Below are 24,124 nucleotides of genomic sequence, written 5' to 3' on the forward strand. Positions count from 1 at the left end.
ATCATATTATGTCAGGTTTGTATCCTGCGGGAGACGAATAGTGAATGTTGTCCCCTCATGAAGCTTACTTGTTACTTTGATTGTTCCGCCATGTGCTTGAATGATATTCTTCGCAATAGCGAGCCCTAAGCCATTACCGGTTCTGGCAGTTTTTCTCGTCCTTGATTTATCAGCCTTATAAAATCGTTCGAACACGAAAGGCAGATCCTCTTCAGGAATCCCGCTTCCAGAGTCTTTTACAATCATAACAAGCTGATCTTTATCGTCAGATACCAACACTTGGACAGCACCTGCATTTTCAGTATGGGTAATGGCATTATCAATTAAATTCGTAAGTACTTGTTCAATTCCATCGGGAGCAAACCGATAGGTGCGTTTATCTACTGCATTGACAAGTCCCAGTTTAATTTCTCGTTCATCGGCTAAGCCTTGAAACTTACGGACGATTCGCTCCAGGAATGGATTTATTTCTACTTCTTCCACCACAAGATTTGTATCGCCTGCTTCCATCCGAGCAAGGTCAAGCGATTGGTTGACTAGCCTTCCGATTCGTAAGGATTCATCATGAATGATTTGAGCAAGCTCGTTTTTCGCTTCAACAGTATCAGCGATATCATCAATAATTGCCTCGCTATAGCCTTGCAGCAAGGAAATTGGGGTGCGCAGTTCATGCGTGATGTTCGTGATAAAGTCTTCACGAAGCTTATTCAATCTGCGTTCCTGCGTCATATCTCGCACAACAGCAACCGCACCGCGAATTGCCGCATCATCATAAAGAGGCGTAGCAATAATCACCCATTCCCGCCCTTGAATCGTCACTTCACGAGTAACCTCCGATGCAGTTGAGACAACACTTTCCATGATTTCTAGCCAGACACCTGGTACTTCATGGAATGTTTCGCCATTTTCAAACTGCCAATCATGGATAAATTCTTCAGCCGGCGGATTCGTCACGGTCAGTTCACCTTGACGGTTGATCATGACAACACCATCTACCATCGCATTAACAACACGGGCAAGATGTTCTTTTTCCTGACTGAGTGCGTTGATATTGAATTCCAGCTGTTTTCCCATCTTGTTGAGAGCAGTTGCCAACATACCTATTTCATCATGTGTGACAACAGGCACTGTGGTCCCGAATTCACCTCTAGCAACGTTCAGTGCTGCATCCTGCATTTTAATCAGTGGTTTCGTGATCCTCGATGACAAGAAAAAGGCAAACACAGTTGTAAGGACAAAGGCAATTCCAGCTCCAAGCAGGATAATTTGTGTCGTCTGATTACCTGTCTCTTTTACGACAGATAACGATTGATAGACATAAACCGCTCCAGACCCATCCTGCAACGGTGTACCGACAACGATTACGCTTCTATCGGTATTAGGCAAGATAAGCTGTTTGGAAACATCTTCTCCTTCTGTTACAGCTTTATTTAATGTATCATCATTCAGCAGCCATTGCTGTTCAACATCAGGCAATGGCTCCGCCTCATCTGGATTTGATATCCAAAGCGCATCATTCTGAAGGATAGCTATGCGGGAATTCGGATCCTGCACACGTTCTGCAGTATCGTAGACGGTGCTGCGATCATCGATTTCTTCCAGTAAAATAGACACCTTCGTAGCTGTCTGCATAAGGCTTTCCTCTGCTTCTTCAATATGAAAATTACCGAAGAACTCCAGCAGCAGAAAAGTAAGCAGACCAAGGACGACTGACACAAGAACCAAGATAGTCAGCCATAGCTTGTTAACAACACTTCCCCACAGCATCAGCTTTTATCCGCTTCGAATTTGTATCCGACACCCCACACTGTCACAATCATGCTAGCTGCTTCTTCAGAAACCTTGCTCAATTTTTCCCGTAATCTTTTTACATGAGTATCTACTGTACGCAAATCTCCGAAAAATTCATATTTCCAAACCTGCTTCAGCAACTCTTCTCTTCCATACACTTTATCTGGTGTCGAAGCGAGGAAGTGCAGCAATTCATATTCCTTTGGTGTCAATGTTACTTCTTGATTATCCGCTGTCACCCGGTGGGCATCTTTATCGATAGTAAGGTGAGAGAACACAAGTAAATCCTTCGCTTTTGCATCAGTATGCAAGTATTTAGTCGTCGAAGATCGTCGTAATAATGCTTTGACGCGTAAAACGACTTCACGAGGACTGAAAGGTTTCACAATATAATCATCCGCACCGACTTCGAAGCCCTCCACTCGGTCAGCTTCTTCCCCTTTAGCTGTCAGCATGATAATTGGTGTTCCCTTTTCCTTGCGGATTTCCTGACAAACTTCGATTCCGTCCTTGCCAGGCATCATTACATCCAGCAAAATAACATCATAGTCTGTTTCGTTTGCCATTTGAAGTCCCTGGTCTCCGTCAGCAGCTTCATCGAGCGTGTAACCTTCTTTCTCCAGATACATGCGCACGAGTCTGCGGATTCTTTCTTCATCGTCTACTACAAGAATATGTGCTTCTGTTTCCATGGTCCTTCCCCTTTTCTCTTTTTAGGTTAAGCATACGCGTGTAAACCTACGATAAGCAAGTTTACTGCCAGCAAATTGAACATAATGATACAAAAGCCGATAACTGCAAGCCAAGCGGATCGAATTCCTTGCCAGCCTTTCAGCATACGTATATGTAAATAAGCAGCATAGAAAAGCCAAGTGATCAGCGCCCATACTTCCTTCGGGTCCCAGCCCCAGAAGCGATCCCATGCCTGCTGGGCCCATATCATCGCGAATATTAAGGCACCAAGTGTGAAGATAGGAAAACCGACTGCAACAGAACGATAGCCAATGTCATCCAGCATATCTTTTGGCATTCTTCGCACTAGAGGCTGAAGTGCTGCTCCAATCCTTCTTCTTGTGAAGAAACGAATTAAAATATACAATACACAGCCTGAAAGCAAGGATAAGAAGATTGTATTAAGCTTCAGTGCCGCATTTTCACCACGCATCCAATCCGGAACAGATATCCCAAACGGAAATGGTGAAGATACCATATCACTCGGAACAAAGACAGGCGGCAGCTGATAGATGATGCTTGCATCTGCTGTCATCACACTGGCAGTATATCCGAAAGTTCGGAAAGAAATAGCGAGCAGCATATACCCTGCAACCGATAAGATAAGAACGATTATAGCTTCAATGAGCCACACCCTCTTATGCTGTTTCTCTTGATCCGTTTCATGCAGAATATAAAGAAAACCTGCGAAAAAGCTGACAGCAAGTACTGCTTCTCCAAGTGCAGCCGTTGTTACATGAATATACAGCCAATGACTCTGCAGAGAAGGTACTAGCGGTGCTACCTCACGCGGAAACATGGCAGCACAGCCAATGATCAGAATGCTGATTACCAATGCCATTACCGCTAAAAGCGGATAGCGATAGAACCGATACATAATCAGCAGCACTAATACAAGCATCATGCCAAAGAAGGTCATGAATTCGAATAAATTGCTTACTGGCGCATGTCCGCTGTACACCCATCGAAGGATGAAAAAGCCTAGCTGTGCGATCCATCCGGCAGCAGTGACTCCCCAGGCAATTCGCTCAGTGAGACCATGCCTCTGTTTGGCTGCTGACCATGTGAATAAAATGATACCAAGCAAGTAAGTGATAAACGCGGCTTCCAGCAAATGTCCGCTTAGGATCGATAACTTTTCCATTAGCCCCTCTCCCCTTTATCGTACACGTCTAAGATACGATCCATTTCTCTTTCAAAGGAGGAAGCATGCTTATTCGTATGTCCTGCAATCAGATAGGTGCCATCAGCTTGCCTATGGAGCCATATTCTGCGATGCTGCCAATAAAGTCCTTGGATGAGGCCCATCATGAAAATTAGACCTCCGAGCAGGAATACTGGTAATGTCAGATCACGTTTCACTGATAAACCAGTCACATTGTGCGTATCATAATCGACTGCTTTTATGTTGTATTCGTTCGATCCCGTTTCCGAAACAACCTCATCTATTGAGATGAAGAGTCTTTCCGTCATATCACCTTCTGAAATATCAAAGACGAATGCGGGATTACGAGGGTATTTCGTTGCGGTGATAATAGTATCACCGTTTAATTGATAATCTGGATAGTAATCAACTAACTTTGCATGAAGCCCGTTAGCAAGTTCATACTCCACTTTGGGGTCTTCGGTATCGACTTGAAAATCAACTGTTATACCATCCTCATTTTCAGCGCGGAGAGTCAAACCGCTGAACTCATTGAGCTGATAGCCTGACTGATAGATTGTAAACCCGGCTGCTTTGACAGGATGATTGACCGACACCTGCATTTGTTTCAATACCTTCAAATCAGGTGTATCACCAGCTATATGATTCTCAGCTTCGTAGACGATGATGTCTGTTGAAAAGCTTTTCGGTATCGTCCTACCTTCTTGTTCAATAGCTGCTTCGAACTTCGGGTCGTCCACATCATATGTATCTACACTGAATTGTTTATTCTTTATAAACAGTGACTGATTGGTATCAGGTACGACCGCTGTCTCACCGTCTCTTATCCATACAAATTCATCTTGATAAAAGAAAGAAAACAGACGAAGAAATGCCGCCAGCAGAACAAGAAGGAGTCCGATATGATTCACATAAGGTCCCCATCGGGCAAACCTGTTTTTTTCCGCCAGATAGGCATCGCCATCTTGACGAATACGATAACGCTTACCTCCTATATGGCTCAACAAACGCTCAGGATCACTTATTTCCTTATTTCGAACGTACAGCTGACGTCTAAGAAAATGCTCCTTGCGTTTCACTGGCTGCAGCTTCAATGCACGGTACAAAGGGAAAAACCGATCAATGCTGGCTATTAAGATACTGGCACCAAGCAAACCGAGCAGCGTCATATACCACCATGAGCTGTACAGCTGATCAAAACCTAAGTTATGATACAGACTTCCAAACACACCATATTCTGATTCGTAAAACTCCTGAGGCAGTCTTCCAATAGGAATGTATATCTGCTGCGGAAGAATGGTGCCAAGCGCCGTTGCAAGCACTGTCAACAGTAGGATATACATGCCGTTTCGCACAGAAGCGAAAAACCGCCATACCTTATCAATTAGCGTCTGGTTACGCTGTTGGGAACGCCGGCGAGCTCCTTCATAGCGCATATCCAATTTTCCCTTTAAAGTACTACCGCATTGCTGGCATTCTTCGCTATCCAGATTGTTTTCATGCTTACAACTAGAACATTTCTGCAAATACATCGCCTCTTTTCTCAAGGCACAATCTCATCTAAATATTCTTCCAGCCGCTCCGTCTCTAACGGCCCATAAACAGTCCTGTTAACTGTTCCGTCAGGGGAGATGAAAAACGTAGCCGGTAAGGCATCTACTCCATATGCTTCCATGACTTGTCCATTATCCAATAAGATCGGAAAGGACAAATTATACAGATCTAGGAACCGCTCAATGACAACGCTGCTTTCGTCTACATTGACTGCAGCAAAAATTACATCTTTATTTTCATATGTATGAGATGCCTTTTCGAACAAAGGCATTTCCTGCTTGCAAGGCTCGCAATAGGTTGCCCAAAAATTGACTAAAACACCTTTGCCTTGCTTTTCAGATAGCTTAAATTCTTGACCCGTCTGTATATCCGTCAGCATGAAATCAGGAGCCTGCTGACCTGCTTCCACTTTTGACGCTTTTCCTTCTCCTAATAGCTGCCAGCATGCTATTAAAACAAGGCAAGCCAGTATGGCAAGCACAGTCAGGCGTACAATGAAACGCCGTTTACGAATAGGTGTCACGTATCTTCACCTCTTTGCCAAGTATAGCATGTCGGCGGGCTGCCAATTTTGACAAATTATTTACGATTTTCTTTGTATTCCTGTTTAATGCGATGTACTTCTTCAGGAGTCAGCTTACGATATGCACCTGGCTGAAGCCCTTCAAGTGTTAAGAAACCGTATCTTTCGCGCTTTAATTTCTGAACTGGGAATTGAATTTTCTCCATCATTTTCCTCACCTGACGGTTACGACCTTCATGTAGGATAATTTGAACAAGGCTCGTATTCTTCTTTCTGTCAGCGCTCATCAGCTTTGCATAAACAGCTTTGCATTTATGCCCGTCAATCATAATACCTCGTTTCAGTTGTTTCAGTTCTTCCGGGGAAGGTATGCCTTTGACTTTGGCAACATACACTTTGTCGATCTTCTGACTAGGATGCATGAGCATGTTGGCAAACTCTCCGTCATTCGTCAAAAGCAGTAAACCTGATGTGTCATAATCCAGACGGCCAATCGGATAAACTCTCTCCAATACATCTGGCATCATATCGAGCACAACTTTCCGGTCTTTCTCATCCTGCACACTTGAAATGACGCCGCGGGGTTTGTAAAGCATATAATAGACGGACTTTTCCTTTTCAAGCGGTATACCATTTACCTCAACGGTGTCTCTATCTGTTACTTTAATACCAAGTTCCTTTACAACCTTACCATTAACCTTGACTTTTCCTTCCAAAATCATTGTCTCGGCTTTTCTTCTTGATGTAATACCACTGTGTGCGATTACTTTCTGCAGGCGTTCTGCTTGTTTATCCATTTACTGATCCTCACTTTTTATCATTAGGAACAAAAGAAAGAGCGTTAACGGTTGTCAACGCCTCTCATGCTCCGAATATAATCGTTACTACTATTATTGAAGCCATTATACCAATAACATCAGCTAACAGTCCAACTTTTAATGCATCTCCCATCTTACGTATACCGACAGCACCAAAATATACAGTAAGCACATAAAAAGTCGTATCGGTACTCCCTTGAAGAACAGAAGCCAGTCTGCCAATGAAAGAGTCTGGGCCATGGGTCGCAATCAGCTCTGTTGTCATTCCAAGTGCGGCTGTTCCGCTGATCGGCCTTACAAGTGCCAGCGGGACAATATCAGCAGGCATACCAATAAAACTCAAAAAAGGTGTAATCAGACCGATAATAGCATCTAATGCACCGGAAGCCCGAAGAATCGCAATCGAGACAAGCATTCCGAGCAGAAAAGGCAGTATCGAGATAGCCAGACCGATGCCTTCCTTGCCGCCATCTACAAACAGTTCATATGTTGGCAGTCGTTTAGCAGTCGCGATAACTAGTACTACAAGAATTAGACAAGGAATGATCCACATGCTTGCAGTCGAAAGCAAACTCATACATGACGCTCCTTCCGTCGCCTGATTTCGTAAAAGAGCCGATCAATCAGAATGGCTCCGATGAAAGAGATGATGGAAGCCAATAAGGTAGCGCTGACAATTTCGGTGGGTGAATGTGAATCATATTTCATCCGAACAGCAAGCACTGTTGTAGGAATAAGCGTTAAGCTTGAAGTGTTGATAGCAAGGAAGGTAATCATCGAACGGCTTGCTTTCGGACTGCCGCTTAGCTTTTTCATCTCTTCCATTGCCTTAATTCCCATAGGCGTCGCAGCGTTTCCTAAACCAAAGAAATTGGCAGTCAAGTTGGACAATATATATCCCATTGCCGGATGATCCTTCGGGATGTCCGGAAATAATCTGGCAATGAATGGCTTGGCCAGCCGCACTAGACCTTTTAAAAGTCCGGCGGCTTCTGCTATTTTCGTAATTCCGAGCCAAAATACCATCACACTAATCAAACTGATAGCAAGCACAACTGCATCATCTGCACTTTTGAAGATGGCTTTATTTACTTCATCCATCGTGCCATTGATCATGGCATAGATAATGCCGCCGATCGCCATGATTGCCCATATATAGTTCACCATAAGCGGACACCAGCCAGATCATCAAAGAGCTGTTTTGTCGAACCAGCTAGCGTCGGTGTCTGCGGGACTGCGAAAATAGGCACTGTACCGATTTTTTTTTCGTTCAAATAATAAACATCTGAACCAATCTGCTGGTTTTCCTTTTGCTTGTCCTGGTTCAGGAGCTGTGTCATTGTATGCGCCTGTTTCTTTTCCTGTTCGGAAAGCGGGTAGATAAGAGACGTGCCTGTCTCAGATTGTTTCAGCTTGGTAAGCTCATATTCCTCGAATCCCCATTCAAAGAGATTCATATGATCCCTCCAGTCGTCCGGGTCGTTTATCGTGACGACGACCAGCTCCATCCCATCTTTTTCTGCAGTACTCACAAGTGTCCGGCCCGCCTTTTTCGTATAGCCCGTCTTACCGCCGGTAGAGTAATCATAATAACGTGTTAGCATCTTATTTTTATTTCCCCAGGCATACATCTTGGAATCAGCTTTGTATGTTTTAGTCCCGCTAATCTTACGGAAAGTCTCATTTTGCATGCTGTACTTTGTTAATAAAGCCATGTCATATGCGGAGCTTTGATGTGTTTCAGTATCCAGACCGTGCGGATTGTCAAAATGAGAATTCTGCATGCCAAGCCATGCCGCTTTCTCGTTCATCAAATGGGTAAATCCTTCTTCACTGCCGCCCACATGCTCTGCTATTGCTACGGCTGCATCATTTCCGGATCGAAGCATTAGCCCATACACAAGATCTTTCAACGGTATTTCCTCTCCTTCCTCCAGATAAATGGAGGAGCCCTCTGTGTATACTGCATTTTTACTAACATGGACTTCTTCATCCATCTTGCCTGATTCGATAGCGATAATAGCGGTCATGATTTTTGTGATACTGGCGATCCTTTTAGGATCAGATGCGTTTTTTTCATATAAAATCCTGCCAGTAGAAAGCTCCATCAAGATGGCAGCATCTGCAGATACTCCAGGTTTGGCGGCCGCTTGCCCTGGCAGGAGCATCGCACAGAGGATTATAGCAATCATTACAACCAGAACGCGCTTGAACATGTTTCAAACCCTCCCTTAGTCATCTATCATCAGTGTATGCACAGAAGACAAGCTTATGAACAAGTGAAAGACCCCTATCCACATGGATAGGGGTCTTTCACTTAGAATGGCGCCCAGTTTACTTGCTTAGCAGTTTGAAATCTCTGTGTCACATTGGCCCAATTGACGACGTTCCACCAGTTTTCCACGTACTGCTTCTTTTCTGTTTTATATTGCAAATAATAAGCATGTTCCCACATGTCTAAGACTAATAAAGGAATTGTATCTGCCAAACTGAAAAACTGATGCTTTTCAAGTGTCTGTATAGCCAAGTGATGCGACCTCGGTTCCCAAAGAAGAATAGTCCAGCCGACTCCTTCGACACTGTCTGCAGCCTTGGAGAACATGTCCTTGAACCTCTGGAAACTTCCAAAATCTTTTCGGATCTGCTGTGCCAGCTGTCCGGAAGGTTCTCCGCCCCCATTAGGCGACATATTATACCAGAAAATTGTGTGAAGGAAATGACCGGAACCATGGAAAGACTGCTCTCTTAAATAATGCTTATAGTCTGAGCTTGTTTTGTTCCCTCGATTCACATAAAGCATCTCTTCTGCTTTATTCAGTCCGTCAACATAAGATTGATGGTGTTTTGTGTAATGCAGTTCCATGATTTCCCTGCTTATGTGCGGCTCAAGTGCGTCAAAGCGGTAAGGAAGTGGCGGCAGTCTGTGCTGGCCCCACCGAACGCTATTCTGACGGCTGGCCTGCTCCGCTCGGGCTGCTACCCTCTCTGCATCCTGACGAAGCTGCAACACAGCTTCCTGTGCAATAGTATCCTCAGATAATAGTGTCTGCTGCAGGTTATGCTGCAGTTCACGAAGATCTGGTTCCCATTCCTCTATTGAAGCCTCTCCTGCATGTTCTTCCATTGCCTTACTCCATTCCAGCAATGCTTCCAGATAATTTCTGCTGTTCAAAGTCACTCACCTCGCCCTAGCATATGTACCCATTAAGCTAGGGGAATCTTGTCAATCCGATTCGGCAGGAAAATCTTCGAAGAACAGATCTGCAGCGCCTTCGGGATCATCTGTTCCTTCTGGTAAAGGAGGCAGATCATCCAATGTATGCAAACCAAAGTAAGCAAGGAAAGCAAGTGTTGTAACATATAAGATCGGTCTGCCAATGCCTTCCTTGCGGCCGCTCTCTTCTATAAAGCCTCTGGCAACAAGTGTCTGAATCGGCCTCTCGCTCTTAACACCACGCACTTCCTCAACCTCGATCCTGGTGATTGGCTGCTTATATGCTATGATTGCCAACGTCTCAAGCGCTGCTTGCGATAGCTTGCTGTTTTGTGGAGAATCCAGCAATTTACGATGATAAGCTGCATGCTCTGATTTTGTGGTCAGATGATAGGCACCTTTCATTTCCATAATTGATAAGCCGCGGTCTGGTGATTCGTAGGCTTTCTTAAGTGCAGCCAATTCCTCTTCGACTTCTTTTTCTCCTAATTCCAATGCATGCATAAGCTGTTTCTTTGTTAGTCCTTCATCACCGGCTGCAAACAACAGCCCTTCCAGAATACTGTTATACGGTACTTCCATCGTGCATCCCCATTTCAAATACGATTAACTCATCAAAATGCTGTTTTTGCTTGCAGAAAATCTGTTGTTTTTTCATCAATTCCAATATAGCCATGAAGGTAACAACAATGTGCTGCTTCGTCCGTTCCGGGAATAATTCGAAGAAATCGACCCCTTCTTTTCTGGCTTTAATAGAATGCAGAACTTCGCCCATTCGATCTTCCAGCAAAATTTCTGCACGCTGGATTTTCGTATCGAGCGGCTGGCTCCATTCTCTTCTGCGAAAAACACGCTGCAAGGCGGCTACCATATCATAAACTGTAACCTCACCTGGCTCGAGCGGTTTCAATTCCGGTTTATCCGGAAGCGGTGCTGGCGGTCTTGTGTAAAGCTTATCAGCAGACAGCTCTTTTTCTTTTAATTCTTCCGCTGCTTCCTTGAACTTACGATATTCAATCAAGCGGTTCATAAGCTCGTCTCGAGGATCTTCCTCCTCTATCGCTGCTTCTTCATCGAGTGCTGCTTGATTCGGCAAAAGCAGCTTGCTTTTCATCGCAAGAAGCGTTGCTGCCATCACTAAATATTCACTGGCAATGTTCAATTCCAATTGCTGCATCGTATGTATATAGTGCATATATTGCTCGGTGATTACTGCCACCGGTATGTCATAAATATCGATTTCATATTGGTTAATCAAATGCAGGAGCAGATCAAGCGGGCCTTCAAACCCATCCAGTTTCACACTGTATCCTTGCATAAAATCTCCTCCTTCCGAAAAAAAGTTCACTTTCCGCCCATACCCTGGCTTACTTCTCTACATAACTTATACCGTAAGATAAATGTTCAGACATCCTGGCTTTTATCTGAGTCACACTTTATAAAGGAGGAATTTAACCATGGGTAGCTACGGCGGAGGATTTGCTTTGATCGTTGTACTTTTCATTCTTCTAATTATCGTAGGTGCTGCTTGGCTATAAGCCGAGCGCATAAAGAAAACCAGCCTTCTTAGGAGGCTGGTTTTTATTTTAAGCTTCTGTTTCGCATTTCTCAAGGAAATTCTTTGTTTCATCCGTCGCAGTGACTCGATGCATCGGCGAATACATATTGCGTAACTCACAAACCATCTGCTTACCGATGCCATTGCCTCGATGAGATGGATCGACCGAAATATGCTGCACGATAGCCTTATCCTCTTCGATCACGACTCCAAGTGCTCCGAGGATATCATCTTCATCTTTCCAAAGAAACAAGTGCCAATTAGGATTGTTATTGTATTCCTGAATTGTCTGCTGCAGCTTTTTTACTTCTTTTACATGTGGCATGAAAGATAAAAGTCCCATTGCGATTTTTTCCATTGACTTCTTGTATCGTATTAGCATAATAACCCCTCATTAAGAAAATAACTTTCCGATCAAAGACAGAAGGAATAAGAAGCTTGCTCCCATCATGACCCAGAAAAGTACCTTCTCTTGTTTGTCACTATCCTGCAACTGTGTTCAACTCCTGCCGTACGTAGTCTTATTTAAAACCTATCTACGTTTTTTGTCAACTTTACATACTGTATTTTCTCCATACGCTTACTGCCGGACTAAAACAAAGAAATTCTATGGTAGTTTCTCCTACATTCCTCTCTCCATACAAAGGATAGAAGCAGAATCTGGCGAGAGTGACGGTTTATGTGGTAGAATCATCACGAGTACATACTCACTTCAATCTAGGAGGACAAGCAAATGGCTAAAAAAGGTTACATCCTAATGTTGGATGGCGATAAAATTGAATTTGAACTATATCCGGAGGAAGCTCCAAACACAGTAGCGAACTTCGAGAAGCTCGCGAACTCCGGTTTCTATAATGGTGTAACGTTCCACCGCGTCATCCCAGGCTTCGTAAGCCAAGGTGGCGACCCGACTGGTACTGGTGCCGGCGGCAGCGGAACTACAATCAAATGTGAAACTGAAGGTAACCCTCATAAGCATGAAGCAGGCAGCTTGAGCATGGCGCATGCAGGTAAAGATACAGGCTCTAGCCAGTTCTTTATCGTACACGAGCCTCAGCCGCACTTGAACGGTGTTCATACTGTATTCGGTAAAGTAACTTCCGGATTGGAAATCGCTCGCAACATGAGAAACGGCGACACAATGGAAACTGTAGAAGTTTTCGACGAAGAATAAAAAAAATCCTGTATGCATGATGCATACAGGATTTTTTTTATTCATAAGAAAGATCAAGCCTTGTAAGTTCCTCAGCTTCTTCTCTTCTGACGACAAGTCTGTCGACTCCATCTTCGACAAAGACAACAGCTGGTCTGCCAAAGCGGTTATAATTGTTTGCCATTGCGTAACCGTACGCGCCAGTACTGAAAACTGCAAGCAGATCTCCAGCCTCTGCTTTTGGCAAATCAATATCCCAAATCAGCATATCACCCGATTCGCAGCATTTACCGGCAATGGAGACTGTCTCTATTGCTTTCTCATCTGCGCGGTTAGCAATTTTTGCTTCATACACAGCTTTATAAAGTGCTGGACGGAGATTGTCCGTCATTCCGCCATCAACAGATACATATTTACGCACACCAGGAATCTCTTTAACAGAACCGATCGTATAAAGCGTTACTGCCGCATTCCCGACAATCGATCTTCCTGGCTCAATCCAGATTTCCGGCATCTCAATTGATGCTTCCTCGGCCTCTGCTTTGATTCGTGATACCAATGCATGGATATAATCTGACAATGGTAGCGGTTCGTCGTTCTCCGTATAACGGATACCAAAGCCGCCGCCTACATTGAGTACTGCAGGAGCATAACCATAATCATTCTTCCAAGCCTTGATAAGCTCGAACAGCCTGCCCACTGCCATTAAAAATCCGTCAGTTTCAAAAATTTGAGAACCGATATGACAATGCAGACCCTTCATTCTAATCACTTCGCTATCCTTCACTTTACGAAATGCTTCCTCAGCTTGTCCATTGCTAATATCAAAACCGAATTTCGAATCCTCATTGCCTGTCAAAATATAATCATGTGTATGTGCTTCAATGCCTGGCGTAACACGCAGCAGAATATCCATCTGCTTTCCTTGTTCCTTCAATACCGCTTCCAGTAAGGCAATTTCATGGAAGTTATCCACAACCACACAGCCGATATTATGTTCCACAGCCATTGAAAGTTCTTCATAGCTCTTGTTATTGCCATGCAGGTGAATTTTTTCAGTCGGGAAGCCAGCTTTCAATGCAGTATGCAGTTCTCCGCGGGAGACCACATCCAAGCTAAGCTTTTCCTGCTTCGCTACCTGCACCATCGCAACCGAAGAAAAAGCCTTACTAGCATATGCTACTTGAGCTTTGACGCCTAATGTTTCAAAGGCTTCGACAAATGCCTTAGCATTTTTTCGGATAACACCGACATCGTACACAAATAATGGTGTACCATATTTTTTGGCTAATGTGACGGCATCTACTCCGCCTATTTCTAAAATGTGCTGATCATTTACTACAAAAGGGTGCTGCATACAATAACCTCCAAACAACGGCTTCATCGGATATGGCATAAAAACAAAGCTCATCTTTCCGCATAGGAAGAAGATGAGCTTTCGCTTCACACGCTACACTACCCGTACTGTCGTAAAAAATAGATAGGGTAAACGTACCATATTCTCATTTTTCTAGCAACTAAGAATTCGGCGCCCTTGTTTTATCTGGAGAGTTGGTAATGGAAGGACGATATTTTGTCAATGGAACCGGTGTCCGGTATGCAATCTCCAGAAGTGCTTTCAGATTAAACGGAATAAACGGCCACATATAAGGTGTGTTTAGTGATTTCGTGCCTACAAGAATCAAGATGGCTAACGTGATGCTGATGACAAATCCCGGAACCCCGAATATAGCTGTTGCAACGAGGAAGAAGATTCTTGTTATTTTGTTTGATACACTAAGTTCGAAGCTTGGCGTAACAAAGGAACCGACAGCAGAAATCGCCACATAAAGAATTACCTCAGGTGTGAACAACCCTACATTAATGGCAATCTCACCAATCAGGACTGCTGCGATAAGACCCATTGCCGTAGATAGCGGCGTGGGTGTATGGATTGCAGCTAGTCTGAGGAATTCTATACCAAGATCTGCAAGGAGTATTTGCAGAAATAATGGTATATGTCCGTCATCCTTATTGGGACCAATAAAATCGATGCTTTGGGGCAGTAATTCCGGATGAACTGTGATCAGATACCAAAACGGCAGGAGGAACAATGATACAAAGATCCCCGTTAGTCGGACCCAGCGTATGAATGTTCCAGGTGCTGGTGATTCTCTGTATTCCTCTGCATGCTGCAAATGGGAAAAATAAGTTGCCGGTGTAATGATAACACTTGGTGACGTATCAACAATGATAAGCACATGCCCCTCAAAAAGATGAACTGCGCCAATATCTGGCCTTTCAGTATATCTTACAAGAGGAAATGGTCTGTTTCCTTGCTTTACGAGATATTCTTCGACTGATTTATCGGACATTGGTAGTCCATCGATTTCGATTTCCTTCAATTCTTTTTTAATCAGTTTTACTAAATTTGGGTCAGCAACGTCCTCGATATAAGCGATACAAATATCTGTCTTCGATCTTTCTCCTACCTGCATCATTTCCAGTCGCAGCCGTTCGTCCCGAATCCTACGGCGCGTCAAGGCAGTGTTGATGATAATATTTTCCGTATACCCATCTCGAGGTCCGCGGATGACTTTCTCCGTGTCAGGCTCCTCCGGCTGTCTGCCCGGATAGGATCTTGTGTCGACGACAAAAGCAAAATCACAGCCATCCATGAATACGACAATCAATCCTGAAAGGAACTGATCGACGCAATCATCGATGCTTTCTGTTCGCTTCACTTGCATGTGAACCAATCGGTTTTCGATGATTTCAGAAACTTTATTAGTGTTTCTTTCGTCATCATTGATACTCATTAATTTCGAAAGTACACGCTGTACAACCTCAGCATCCGCAAGACCGGTGGTGTAGTAGATTTCCACTTTTTTCTTGAGAATGATCAAGGTGCGGTGACCGACGTCGAAGGAGACACCGACACCAACACGCTCCTTCATAAACTCATTTACGTCATCGATCTTTGCTGGTATGGGCGTTTTTTGTTCATCAGCCATTTCTGCTTCCCTCCCTTTCTAGGATGATACGGAGTGCTTGTTCTGTAATTGGGGAGCCAATCTCAATTGCATCTTTGCCGTGCATTTTTCCAATATCTCCGATCGCCACCACTAAAGGGAGATCCAGCTGGTCAAGCAGATACACCGTATCGCCGTTTATACGACCGATTTCCTCTGTAATGACACCTTCCTTATCTACACCGAATGGCTGCAGTTCCCCATCCTGGTCAATAGAGAAGTTGACGCGGCTCCATTCACGATTTTGCGTATGAGACGCAACTGCCAATGCTCCAATCACGTTGATCTCAGGATCATCCGCAATCTTCTGCAGCAGCATTTCACCACTGCCTACACCCGGTACACCCCCATCATCGAGAAGGACATAAACCGGTTCTGCTTTTGCTGCATGGATAGCATTAACCATAGCTTTGGCTTCCACAGTCATCGGATTGTCAGCCAGATAAGAAAGAGACGTCCCGCCGATCTTCTTAGCTAAATAGTCGATTGTTCGCTTTGCATAAGCATCTCCGTCTGTAATCAGAATTACTCGCTTCATAAAGGGTTCATCCCCTTGGCTTAAAGAATACAGACACTAGGAACCCGAAAAGAATAGCGGCAGCGATTCCTGCAGAAGTCAGCTGGAACATACCGAGTGCAATACCCCAAAATCCATGTTTATCAGCTTGTTCCATGGCACCGTGAAGTAGAGAGTGTCCAAAGCTAGTGATAGGAACCGAAGCACCAGCACCTGCGAAAGATAACAAGTTATCATACAAATCGAATCCATCAAGCACACAGCCAAGAACGACGAAGGTACTCATCACATGTCCAGCATCCAGTTTCGCAACATCTAAAAGCAGCTGACCTATAACACAAATAAACCCGCCGACTACAAATGCCCAAAAAAAGTCCATGCTTATACCTCCTCCCTTACGAGTACGACACTATGTGCAATAGCTGGTATTGATTCTTTCTGACGTATCAGTGTTGGGTTCATCAATGCACCAGTTGCGGTAACCAGTATCCGTTTGTAAGTTCCTTTTCGCATCTCATCCAAGAGATGGCTGTACGTTACAATGGCGGAACAGGCTGTACCGCTGCCACCGGCAAGCATTCCTTGATCATTGTTATAAAGCAAGTTGCCGCAATCCTTATGTACGGCATCAATATTTATCCCATCACTGCGGAGCATATCCTTTAGGATAGGAGAACCAACGCTCGATAAGTCACCAGTAACTATCAGATCATAATCAGCAGGTGTACGGCCAAAATCGCTCAAATGCCTCTTGATCGTGTCATATGCTGCCGGTACCATTGCGCTTCCAAGGTCGAAGGCATTTGTTGCACCGAAATCAACCACTTTACCAATAGTTGCACCTTCAATTCTGATTTGACTCTTTTCACGGCTTACTAGTGCACATCCAGCTCCAGTTGCTGTGCTAGTTGCTGTTGCAGGTTTCTGATTGCCATATTCGGTTGGAAAACGGAATTGCCTCTCTGCTGTTGCATTATGGCTGCAGACAGCCGTCAAAATCCGGTCTGCCACACCAGCATCAACCAATTGGGACGCTACGGCCAGCGTTTCCATACTAGTGGAGCAAGCTCCAAACATGCCTAGATAGCTCATATCCATATCACGTGCTGTGTAATTGGCACTAACATTCTGATTCAACAGATCTCCAGCAATGAACATATCAATATGCTGCTGCTTTAAACCAGCTTTCTCCAACGTTATTTGTATAGCATCCTGCAAGAGCTTTCTTTCTGCCATTTCCCAATTATCTTCTCCGCAGTATAAATTATCGTAAGATTTATCGAAGGAATCCCCTAATGGACCTTTTGATTCCTTCGGTCCTACACTCGTCCCTGTTTCTTGAATATAAACCTTTTGATTCAGCGTCCAGGATTGCTTGCCCAATTTCGCCATTTTCTTTTATCCCCCGATCAGCTGGTTGAATATATACCGGATAATGCCGACAATATAGGCCGACGTAACCCCGAATACAATGACACTGCCAGCAAGTTTGAACATATTAGAACCTACTCCAAGCACATAACCTTCCGACTTATATTCCAGGGCAGCACTTGTTACAGCGTTGGCGAATCCTGTTACCGGCACTGCTGATCCTGCCCCGGCAAATTGTGCGATTCGGTCATAGATCCCAAGCCCAGTCAATATCGCAGATATAAGGATTAGTGTTGTGACAGTAGGCGTACCAGCCTCCTGCTGGGACATATCAAAGACTTGCATGTAAAACTTAGTCAGCAGCTCTCCAATGAGACAGATGAAACCGCCCACTAAGAAAGCTTTAAGACAATTTCGGACGTATGGCACTTTCGGATAATACGTTTTTGCTGTATCGGTGTAATTTTCTTTCTTGAACTTGGAATCCATGATGTCACCTCTTTGATTAATAGGAAAATAAAAGCCATTGGAACAAGGATCCGGTGATCTTCCCTAGGACAATTGCCATAAAGAACCAGATCAGACTACTATCCAGACCAATTCGTCTAGTCAGGATTGGAAACACATTCAACACCTCCGTCAAAGCTGCAGCAAGCATACCGACGAATATTCCATGCAAAAGACCCCAAAGCGTGATCAGAAGAATCGGCGCATGAAAATGAAAATAATGGAAGGAGAGAATCGTTCCGGCGAAAGCACCGGCAGTGACGCCTGCTTCATAAGTAATCAGGAAATTCTGTGTCTTGCTAAGCTGTACCAATCTCGGAATAATACCTAGTACAGTCAGAAAAGCGACAAATCCTGCTCCAGTTGCAAGCCCGGCACTGAGCCCGATCAGCAGTTCAACTGTGGCGATCCACATGCTGCTGTTCCAATTCGTTTTCGTGATAAGCTACATAAACATCCATATCACGCTGATATTTGTGCATCTCTACCTCCAACGGGCTAGGCTCTTCATTCAAACGCTTTTTGAATACATGGTTGAAAAAGAGAATCATCCCCACTCCGATGCCTATGCTGTACGGAATTTGCAGCCAGAGCGGATGCACAAGCCGTTCTCCAGTCAATAGAAAGTGAATCTGCTGCTGCACCGGCTCCATGGCAACATCGAAGTGAAAATTCATGATCGTCATGGCTGACCCTATGAACAAGAGCAGCCAGATGAGAATGACGAGAGGCCATACGGTGCGTTTTTTTGCATGCTGGACATGGACAATCGTTTGCTCCGCACCTATCAACTGCAGTTCATGCTCCGGAAAAAGTTTCATTAGCTGCTGGAATACCGAAAAACAATCAAGGACAACGATATTGCTGTCTTTTTTGTTTATACGGTAAATGACGGTGTCGAGCATGCGTTCCTTATAATCTCCAGCATTCGCAATATGTGCGATATCCTTAAGTTTGATTACGGATTCTGGAGCAGTTGTGATTTTCCGGATGAACCGGATATAAACAATAGCTGGCATAATACACCTCTCCTCCTATGAAGAAGGGTTTCTGTACTTAGTATGGGAAAAGCACAGAAAAACATGCTGGTAATTACAGGCAATAAAAAAAGCTTCTGCACGATGTGCAAAAGCTACTTTTCCAGCTGCTCTTTGATGCTAGCCAATATTTTCTTTTCAAGTCGGGAAACTTGCACCTGAGAAATACCGAGCCGTTCAGATACTTCCGATTGTGTTTGATCTTTATAAAACCGTAAGTAGACGATGAGCCGCTCCCTTTCACCAAGTGATTGTATCGCTTCTTGTAAGGCAAGCTTATCGAACCAGTTATCGTCCTGTTCGGCGATTTGATCCAATAAAGTGATCGGATCTCCATCATTTTCGAAAACAGTCTCATGAATTGAATGAGGCAGCTTGGCGGCCTCCTCAGCATGGACAATTTCCTCCGGTGACAGCTCCAGCTCCTTGGCAATTTCCTGAATGGTTGGCACGCGATTGAGTGCTTTTGTTAATTCTTCTTTTTTCTTTCTTACTTTATTGGCTGTTTCCTTAAGTGAACGACTGACCTTCAGACTGCCATCGTCCCGAATAAAACGTTGGATTTCTCCGATAATCATCGGTACTGCATATGTTGAGAAGCGTACATCATATGACAAATCAAATTTATCAATTGACTTAATCAACCCTATACAGCCGATCTGGAACAAATCATCAGGATCATAGCCGCGATTAATAAAACGCTGGACGACAGACCAAACGAGCCGTACATTTCTTTCGACAAGGATGTCCCTTGCTTCTTTATCACCATTCTGACTTAACTGGATGTATGTTTTCACTTGCTTATCGGTCAACTGTTCTTTTGCCTTCTGCTGTTTCAAATATACATCCATATGCCCCACCTACTGACTCATGGCTTTGCTTCGATTGAACTGCTTATTCATCGTCACTGTTGTGCCTTCGCCTTCTGTGGAATGCACATATACATGGTCCATAAAATTCTCCATGATAGTAAAACCCATACCGGAACGTTCTAAATCAGGTTTTGATGTGTAAAGAGGCTCCATCGCTTCATCCACATCTGGAATGCCTACGCCTTCGTCCTGAATGATTAATTCCACTTCATCATCAGACAGTGTGCAGATAATTGTAATCATCTGGTCTGGATCTGAATTATAACCATGAATTATAGAATTGGTTACAGCTTCAGAAACGACTGTTTTGATTTCGGTTAACTCGTCCATTGTCGGGTCTAGCTGAGAGACGAAGGATGCAACTGTTACACGGGCAAAAGCTTCGTTCCTGCTTTGACTAGAAAAGGCGAACCGCATCATATTCGTGTTCATGATAATACCACCCCGAAAGTTTCCAGCGCATAGCGCTCATTTTCTTCAAATCGGATAATCTTGAATAGTCCGGATAGCTGAAACAGTCTGTCTACAGCCGGTGTAAGACTGCAGACGACCATTTCCCTTCCCTCTGCTTTTAATTCTTTATATCTGCCAAGAATGACACCTAGACCAGAGCTATCCATAAATGAAAGAGATTCCAGGTTCAGTACCATATGCTTGATTCCAGGCTGCTGCAGGGCAAACTGCCAGCTTTCTTTCAACTCGCTCGCTGTATGATGATCGAGCTCCCCGTTTAGACGTGCCAGCAAGATGGTTTCTTTCAATTCATAATCAACTGTCAACCCCATAGCTTTTCTCCTCCCTTATCTGCTTATAGATTTCTGCAGAAAAAGGCGAATACCTTTCGAGTGACAAAATTAGAAGAAACTCGTACGTCTTAGTCAGAATTAGTGGAATTTCACCACATCGTCAAAGCTGCGTTTAATCAGCAGCCAATAGCTTGCTTTTGGTACGTCTTCTTTCATGATGAGCGGGGTTGAAGAAACATGTTTACCATCAGCTTTTACTTCCAGCACTCCTACTTGTTCACCAGCTTTTAGAGGAAGGGAGAGATCTGGGTTATATACGATTTTCGTCGTCAATTCCCCAAGCTTTTCTCCTTTTTTGACAAGCAGCGACACTGGCGTGCTAGTCACAACCGGAACATCTTTATCGCGTGCCTTCAGCATATCAAGCTTGGCCACAGTCTGGTCCTGTTTATAAAGCTGCTTTACCGTAAACTGGTTGAAGCCATAATCGAGCAGCTGAGACACTTCATTATTTCGCTGCTTTGGTGTCTCAGCGCCCATTACGACTGCTATAACCCGCATTCCATCTTTCTTGGCGGTAGCCGTGAGGCAATATCTTGCTTCTTTCGTGAAGCCGGTTTTCAAGCCATCAACACCAGGATAAAATTTTACTAGCTTATTCGTATTTACAAGCCAGAATGGATCGTCGGAATCCTTGCGCAGATAATCTTCATAAATACTTGTAAATTCAGTGATTTCTTCGTGCTCTAGCAATGCTCTGGCCATCATCGCCATATCTTTCGCCGTCGAATAATGATCATTAGCAGGAAGGCCGGTAACATTTTGAAATTTTGTGTGAGTCAGCCCTAGTTCTCTTGCTTTCTCGTTCATCTTTTGTACGAAACCATCTTCGGTACCTGCAATCTTCTCAGCCAATGCGACGCTCGCATCGTTACCTGATGCGACAGCTACGCCTTTCAATAAATCCTTTACTGTCATTTCTTCTCCAGGTTCAAGGAAGATTTGTGATCCACCCATGCTTGCTGCGTACTCACTTGCTCTGACTTTTTCATCGTAGCGCAGCTTACCAGCATCAATTTCTTCCATAATCAAGAGCATCGTCATGATTTTTGTCATACTAGCGGGCGGGAGCTGCTCCTCCATATTCTCACCTGCCAGAACACGACCAGTATCACGTTCGATTAGAATAGATGATTTAGCTGTCGCTGTCGTTCCTTCTTGTTTTGCAGCAAAAGTTTGTGGCGGGAGTGCCATAAGACTGATAACGAAAGCGATCAGCAAACTTAATAGACTCATTTTTTTCATTTAAGGTTCCTCCGTTTACGGTAATACAGTTAGAATCTCCCAAATGAAATGATTTATTAATATTTTGCACACAAAAAAAGCAGCCCTTAAAAAGGACTGCTTTATAAGTTAGGAAATTACGTCGTAAATCAATTCCATTTTTTCAGGCTTAGCTGTGTCAATTGTATAGGAAGCCAAGACTTTTTCAGCGGAATCCGCCGCTTGTGCATCACGTGCATGCAGAATAGCGATCGTTTCGCCTTGCTCTACAGCATCTCCCTGCTTCTTCTTCAATGTGATACCAACAGCATGATCGATGTCATCATCTTTTGTTGCACGGCCTGCACCTAAATACATAGCTGCCGTTCCGATTCCTTCCGCATCAATGCTGTGTACATAGCCAGCAACAGGTGCTTTCACCTCAATATGATAATCCGCTTGAGGCAGAAGTTCCGGGTTATCGACAAGCGCCGTGTCGCCGCCCTGAGCGCCGATGAACGTACGGAAAGCTGCTAATGCAGTTCCGTTATCCAAGCATGCTTCGAGATGCGCACGCGCTTCCTCGTAGCTTGAGAACTTATCAGCTAAAAGCGCCATATGAGCTGCCAATTCAACAGAAATTTCCCGTAGATCTGTTATTTTCTCACCACTTAGTACTTGGATTGCTTCCTTCACTTCGTTGCTGTTTCCAATTTCAAATCCTAGTGGCTGGTTCATGTCCGTAATGACTGCAACTGTCTGACGGCCAAGGTTTTTACCGATTTTAACCATTGTTTCTGCCAATTGCTTGGAGTCATCCAATGATTTCATGAAAGCACCAGAACCTGTTTTCACGTCCAGTACTATCGCTTCCGCACCAGAAGCCAGCTTTTTGCTCATAATAGAGCTTGCGATGAGTGGAATTGTGTTAACCGTTCCTGTAACATCACGCAGCGCATAAAGCTTTTTATCTGCTGGTGCCAGGTTACCGGTCTGACCAGCTACTGCAAGTTTATTTTCATTCACCAATCCCATGAATTGCTCACGGCTCAAATCAATTGAGAAGCCTTTGAAGGATTCAAGTTTATCCAATGTTCCGCCAGTGTGACCAAGACCACGACCAGACATCTTCGCAACTGGAATGCCGATAGCAGCGACAAGCGGCCCTGTAATCAAGGTGATTTTATCACCTACACCGCCTGTGCTATGTTTATCGACCTTTTTACCTTCGATACTGCTAAGGTCGAATGTTTCACCAGAGTTGGCCATCTCTTCTGTCAGCCAAGCTGTTTCTTCTTCTGTCATACCATTGAAATAGACTGTCATTAAAAAGGCAGAAGCCTGATAGTCAGGGATATCTCCTTTTGTATAACCATGGACGAAAAAGGCTACCTCTTCTTTGGAAAGCTTACCGCCGTCTCTTTTTTTCGTAATTAAATCAACCATTCTCATATTCGTTCACCTGCTTTATTTTATTGGAAGCTGCTTAACAATCTCTTTTACGAAACGCAGAAAATCTTCCCTTACTTGACCCGTAGTCTCCATCACTTCATCGTGTGTAAGTGGCTGGTCAAGGATTCCTGCTGCCATATTGGAGATACATGAAATACCCAATACTTCCATTTTTGCATGGCTGGCAACGATTACTTCCGGAACTGTAGACATACCGACAGCATCTCCGCCCCAAACACGAAGCATCCGCACTTCAGCACCTGTTTCATACGATGGACCTGTGTTGCCGACATAAACGCCTTCTTTCACTCCAAGTCCAATTTTAGCTGCTACTTCACGCGCATAGCCTAGAAGCTCTTTGCTGTACACAGAAGACATGTCCGGGAAACGAGCTCCCAGCTCTTCATCATTTGGTCCGATTAGCGGATTAGTTCCCATATTGTTAATATGATCCGTGATCAGCATCAAGTCGCCCGGCTCGAAGCTTTCGTTGATTCCGCCGGCTGCATTCGTAACAATCAATGATTGAACACCAAGAGCTTTCATTACACGGACAGGTAAAGTTACAAGCTCCATCGGATATCCTTCATAGAAATGGAACCGGCCTTGCATAGCTATTACATCTTGTCCTTCCAGCTTCCCGATAACAAGCTGTCCTTTATGTCCGCTGACCGTTGAAACTGGGAACCCCGGAATATCTCCGTATGGCACGACTGTTGTTTCTGTAATCTCATCAGCCAGTACTCCAAGTCCGGATCCTAGAATGAGGCCAATCTTTGGTGTGCTCGTCAGTTTCTCTTTAATATAATCTGCTGCCTGTTTGATTGCTTCTGCCTGCAT

At 44.2% G+C, this 24,124-nt stretch carries 29 protein-coding genes; 2 read left to right on the forward strand and 27 right to left on the reverse strand.

All coding sequences use genetic code 11. From position 1 onward, the window contains the following. Nucleotides 1-6 precede the first annotated feature (6 nt). The 12 genes from GZ22_RS08205 to GZ22_RS08260 form a co-directional block, all read right to left on the reverse strand. Nucleotides 7-1,767: an ATP-binding protein gene (locus GZ22_RS08205; RefSeq protein ID WP_174416612.1), complete on the reverse strand. Its 1,761-nt coding sequence runs from the start codon at nucleotides 1,765-1,767 to the stop codon at nucleotides 7-9. Continuing rightward, the gene (locus tag GZ22_RS08210; protein WP_038560981.1) at nucleotides 1,767-2,483 is read right to left on the reverse strand and encodes a response regulator transcription factor; all 717 of its coding nucleotides are present in this window, start codon (nucleotides 2,481-2,483) and stop codon (nucleotides 1,767-1,769) included. The genes GZ22_RS08205 and GZ22_RS08210 overlap by 1 nt, the downstream gene beginning before the upstream one ends. Nucleotides 2,484-2,509: 26 nt before the next feature. Beyond that, complete coding sequence (ccsB, locus tag GZ22_RS08215; protein ID WP_038560984.1) at nucleotides 2,510-3,667, reverse strand: c-type cytochrome biogenesis protein CcsB; 1,158 nt, start codon at nucleotides 3,665-3,667, stop codon at nucleotides 2,510-2,512. Continuing rightward, nucleotides 3,667-5,124 carry a cytochrome c biogenesis protein ResB gene (gene resB, locus GZ22_RS08220; protein WP_164072056.1) on the reverse strand — a complete coding sequence of 486 codons (1,458 nt, stop codon included), beginning with the start codon at nucleotides 5,122-5,124 and terminating at the stop codon, nucleotides 3,667-3,669. The genes ccsB and resB overlap by 1 nt, the downstream gene beginning before the upstream one ends. A 107-nt stretch (nucleotides 5,125-5,231) precedes the next feature. Further along, nucleotides 5,232-5,765: a thiol-disulfide oxidoreductase ResA gene (gene resA, locus GZ22_RS08225; protein WP_051748134.1), complete on the reverse strand. Its 534-nt coding sequence runs from the start codon at nucleotides 5,763-5,765 to the stop codon at nucleotides 5,232-5,234. A 56-nt stretch (nucleotides 5,766-5,821) separates the two neighbouring features. Further along, nucleotides 5,822-6,562: a pseudouridine synthase gene (locus GZ22_RS08230; protein WP_038560987.1), complete on the reverse strand. Its 741-nt coding sequence runs from the start codon at nucleotides 6,560-6,562 to the stop codon at nucleotides 5,822-5,824. Nucleotides 6,563-6,626: 64 nt separating this feature from the next. Continuing rightward, entirely contained in the window at nucleotides 6,627-7,160 is a 534-nt protein-coding gene (locus tag GZ22_RS08235) for a spore maturation protein (RefSeq protein ID WP_038560990.1), read from the reverse strand. Continuing rightward, nucleotides 7,157-7,750 (reverse strand): nucleoside recognition domain-containing protein, encoded by a 594-nt coding sequence (locus tag GZ22_RS08240; protein ID WP_038560993.1) that lies wholly within the window; start codon nucleotides 7,748-7,750, stop codon nucleotides 7,157-7,159. Before GZ22_RS08240 ends, GZ22_RS08235 begins: the two co-directional genes overlap by 4 nt. Further along, a complete protein-coding gene (locus tag GZ22_RS08245; RefSeq protein WP_038560996.1) occupies nucleotides 7,744-8,799 on the reverse strand; it encodes a D-alanyl-D-alanine carboxypeptidase family protein in 1,056 nt (351 codons plus the stop codon). The genes GZ22_RS08240 and GZ22_RS08245 overlap by 7 nt, the downstream gene beginning before the upstream one ends. A 101-nt stretch (nucleotides 8,800-8,900) precedes the next feature. Next, nucleotides 8,901-9,761 carry a superoxide dismutase gene (locus GZ22_RS08250; RefSeq protein WP_038561000.1) on the reverse strand — a complete coding sequence of 287 codons (861 nt, stop codon included), beginning with the start codon at nucleotides 9,759-9,761 and terminating at the stop codon, nucleotides 8,901-8,903. Between the two features lie 45 nt (nucleotides 9,762-9,806). Further along, nucleotides 9,807-10,379: an SMC-Scp complex subunit ScpB gene (gene scpB / locus GZ22_RS08255; protein WP_038561003.1), complete on the reverse strand. Its 573-nt coding sequence runs from the start codon at nucleotides 10,377-10,379 to the stop codon at nucleotides 9,807-9,809. Next, a complete protein-coding gene (locus tag GZ22_RS08260) occupies nucleotides 10,363-11,115 on the reverse strand; it encodes a segregation/condensation protein A (protein WP_038561006.1) in 753 nt (250 codons plus the stop codon). The genes scpB and GZ22_RS08260 overlap by 17 nt, the downstream gene beginning before the upstream one ends. A 139-nt stretch (nucleotides 11,116-11,254) precedes the next feature. Between GZ22_RS08260 and GZ22_RS08265 the strand changes: the two genes are divergently transcribed. Further along, nucleotides 11,255-11,335 (forward strand): YjcZ family sporulation protein, encoded by an 81-nt coding sequence (locus GZ22_RS08265; RefSeq protein ID WP_038561009.1) that lies wholly within the window; start codon nucleotides 11,255-11,257, stop codon nucleotides 11,333-11,335. 48 nt (nucleotides 11,336-11,383) lie between these two features. On the opposite strand, the gene GZ22_RS08270 is transcribed toward GZ22_RS08265, so the two are convergent. Further along, complete coding sequence (locus GZ22_RS08270) at nucleotides 11,384-11,737, reverse strand: GNAT family N-acetyltransferase (RefSeq protein WP_038561012.1); 354 nt, start codon at nucleotides 11,735-11,737, stop codon at nucleotides 11,384-11,386. A 351-nt stretch (nucleotides 11,738-12,088) separates the two neighbouring features. Here GZ22_RS08270 and GZ22_RS08275 point away from each other — a divergent pair, with 351 nt between their 5' ends. After that, nucleotides 12,089-12,529 carry a peptidylprolyl isomerase gene (locus GZ22_RS08275; protein WP_038561014.1) on the forward strand — a complete coding sequence of 147 codons (441 nt, stop codon included), beginning with the start codon at nucleotides 12,089-12,091 and terminating at the stop codon, nucleotides 12,527-12,529. Between the two features lie 37 nt (nucleotides 12,530-12,566). On the opposite strand, the gene lysA is transcribed toward GZ22_RS08275, so the two are convergent. From lysA to GZ22_RS08345, 14 genes are all read right to left on the reverse strand, one after another. Further along, nucleotides 12,567-13,865, reverse strand: a complete 1,299-nt coding sequence (lysA, locus tag GZ22_RS08280; RefSeq protein WP_038561017.1) for a diaminopimelate decarboxylase — start codon at nucleotides 13,863-13,865, stop codon at nucleotides 12,567-12,569. 160 nt (nucleotides 13,866-14,025) lie between these two features. Then, nucleotides 14,026-15,501, reverse strand: coding sequence for a spore germination protein (locus GZ22_RS08285; protein ID WP_038561021.1), 1,476 nt, complete (start codon nucleotides 15,499-15,501; stop codon nucleotides 14,026-14,028). After that, complete coding sequence (gene spoVAEA / locus GZ22_RS08290) at nucleotides 15,494-16,057, reverse strand: stage V sporulation protein SpoVABEA (RefSeq protein ID WP_038561024.1); 564 nt, start codon at nucleotides 16,055-16,057, stop codon at nucleotides 15,494-15,496. Before spoVAEA ends, GZ22_RS08285 begins: the two co-directional genes overlap by 8 nt. 7 nt (nucleotides 16,058-16,064) lie before the next feature. Continuing rightward, nucleotides 16,065-16,415 (reverse strand): stage V sporulation protein AE, encoded by a 351-nt coding sequence (gene spoVAE / locus GZ22_RS08295; RefSeq protein ID WP_038561027.1) that lies wholly within the window; start codon nucleotides 16,413-16,415, stop codon nucleotides 16,065-16,067. Between the two features lie 2 nt (nucleotides 16,416-16,417). Next, nucleotides 16,418-17,428 (reverse strand): stage V sporulation protein AD, encoded by a 1,011-nt coding sequence (gene spoVAD / locus GZ22_RS08300; RefSeq protein ID WP_038561030.1) that lies wholly within the window; start codon nucleotides 17,426-17,428, stop codon nucleotides 16,418-16,420. Between the two features lie 6 nt (nucleotides 17,429-17,434). After that, nucleotides 17,435-17,896: a stage V sporulation protein AC gene (spoVAC, locus tag GZ22_RS08305; RefSeq protein WP_038561032.1), complete on the reverse strand. Its 462-nt coding sequence runs from the start codon at nucleotides 17,894-17,896 to the stop codon at nucleotides 17,435-17,437. A 16-nt stretch (nucleotides 17,897-17,912) separates the two neighbouring features. Next, nucleotides 17,913-18,329, reverse strand: coding sequence for a stage V sporulation protein AB (locus GZ22_RS08310; RefSeq protein WP_038561034.1), 417 nt, complete (start codon nucleotides 18,327-18,329; stop codon nucleotides 17,913-17,915). Beyond that, nucleotides 18,310-18,933: a stage V sporulation protein AA gene (locus GZ22_RS08315; protein WP_038561036.1), complete on the reverse strand. Its 624-nt coding sequence runs from the start codon at nucleotides 18,931-18,933 to the stop codon at nucleotides 18,310-18,312. The genes GZ22_RS08310 and GZ22_RS08315 overlap by 20 nt, the downstream gene beginning before the upstream one ends. 113 nt (nucleotides 18,934-19,046) lie before the next feature. Beyond that, entirely contained in the window at nucleotides 19,047-19,802 is a 756-nt protein-coding gene (gene sigF, locus GZ22_RS08320) for an RNA polymerase sporulation sigma factor SigF (protein ID WP_038561038.1), read from the reverse strand. 9 nt (nucleotides 19,803-19,811) lie between these two features. Then, nucleotides 19,812-20,255 (reverse strand): anti-sigma F factor, encoded by a 444-nt coding sequence (gene spoIIAB / locus GZ22_RS08325; RefSeq protein ID WP_038561041.1) that lies wholly within the window; start codon nucleotides 20,253-20,255, stop codon nucleotides 19,812-19,814. Then, complete coding sequence (gene spoIIAA, locus GZ22_RS08330; protein WP_038561044.1) at nucleotides 20,252-20,608, reverse strand: anti-sigma F factor antagonist; 357 nt, start codon at nucleotides 20,606-20,608, stop codon at nucleotides 20,252-20,254. Before spoIIAA ends, spoIIAB begins: the two co-directional genes overlap by 4 nt. 99 nt (nucleotides 20,609-20,707) lie before the next feature. Beyond that, a complete protein-coding gene (locus tag GZ22_RS08335; RefSeq protein ID WP_038561047.1) occupies nucleotides 20,708-21,874 on the reverse strand; it encodes a D-alanyl-D-alanine carboxypeptidase family protein in 1,167 nt (388 codons plus the stop codon). 108 nt (nucleotides 21,875-21,982) lie between these two features. Then, nucleotides 21,983-23,284, reverse strand: coding sequence for a pyrimidine-nucleoside phosphorylase (locus GZ22_RS08340; protein WP_038561051.1), 1,302 nt, complete (start codon nucleotides 23,282-23,284; stop codon nucleotides 21,983-21,985). A 15-nt stretch (nucleotides 23,285-23,299) separates the two neighbouring features. Next, nucleotides 23,300-24,124 carry a purine-nucleoside phosphorylase gene (locus GZ22_RS08345; RefSeq protein ID WP_038561054.1) on the reverse strand — a complete coding sequence of 275 codons (825 nt, stop codon included), beginning with the start codon at nucleotides 24,122-24,124 and terminating at the stop codon, nucleotides 23,300-23,302.

The sequence above is a fragment of the Terribacillus saccharophilus genome (genome assembly GCF_000725365.1).
Taxonomy (GTDB): domain Bacteria; phylum Bacillota; class Bacilli; order Bacillales; family Amphibacillaceae; genus Terribacillus; species Terribacillus saccharophilus.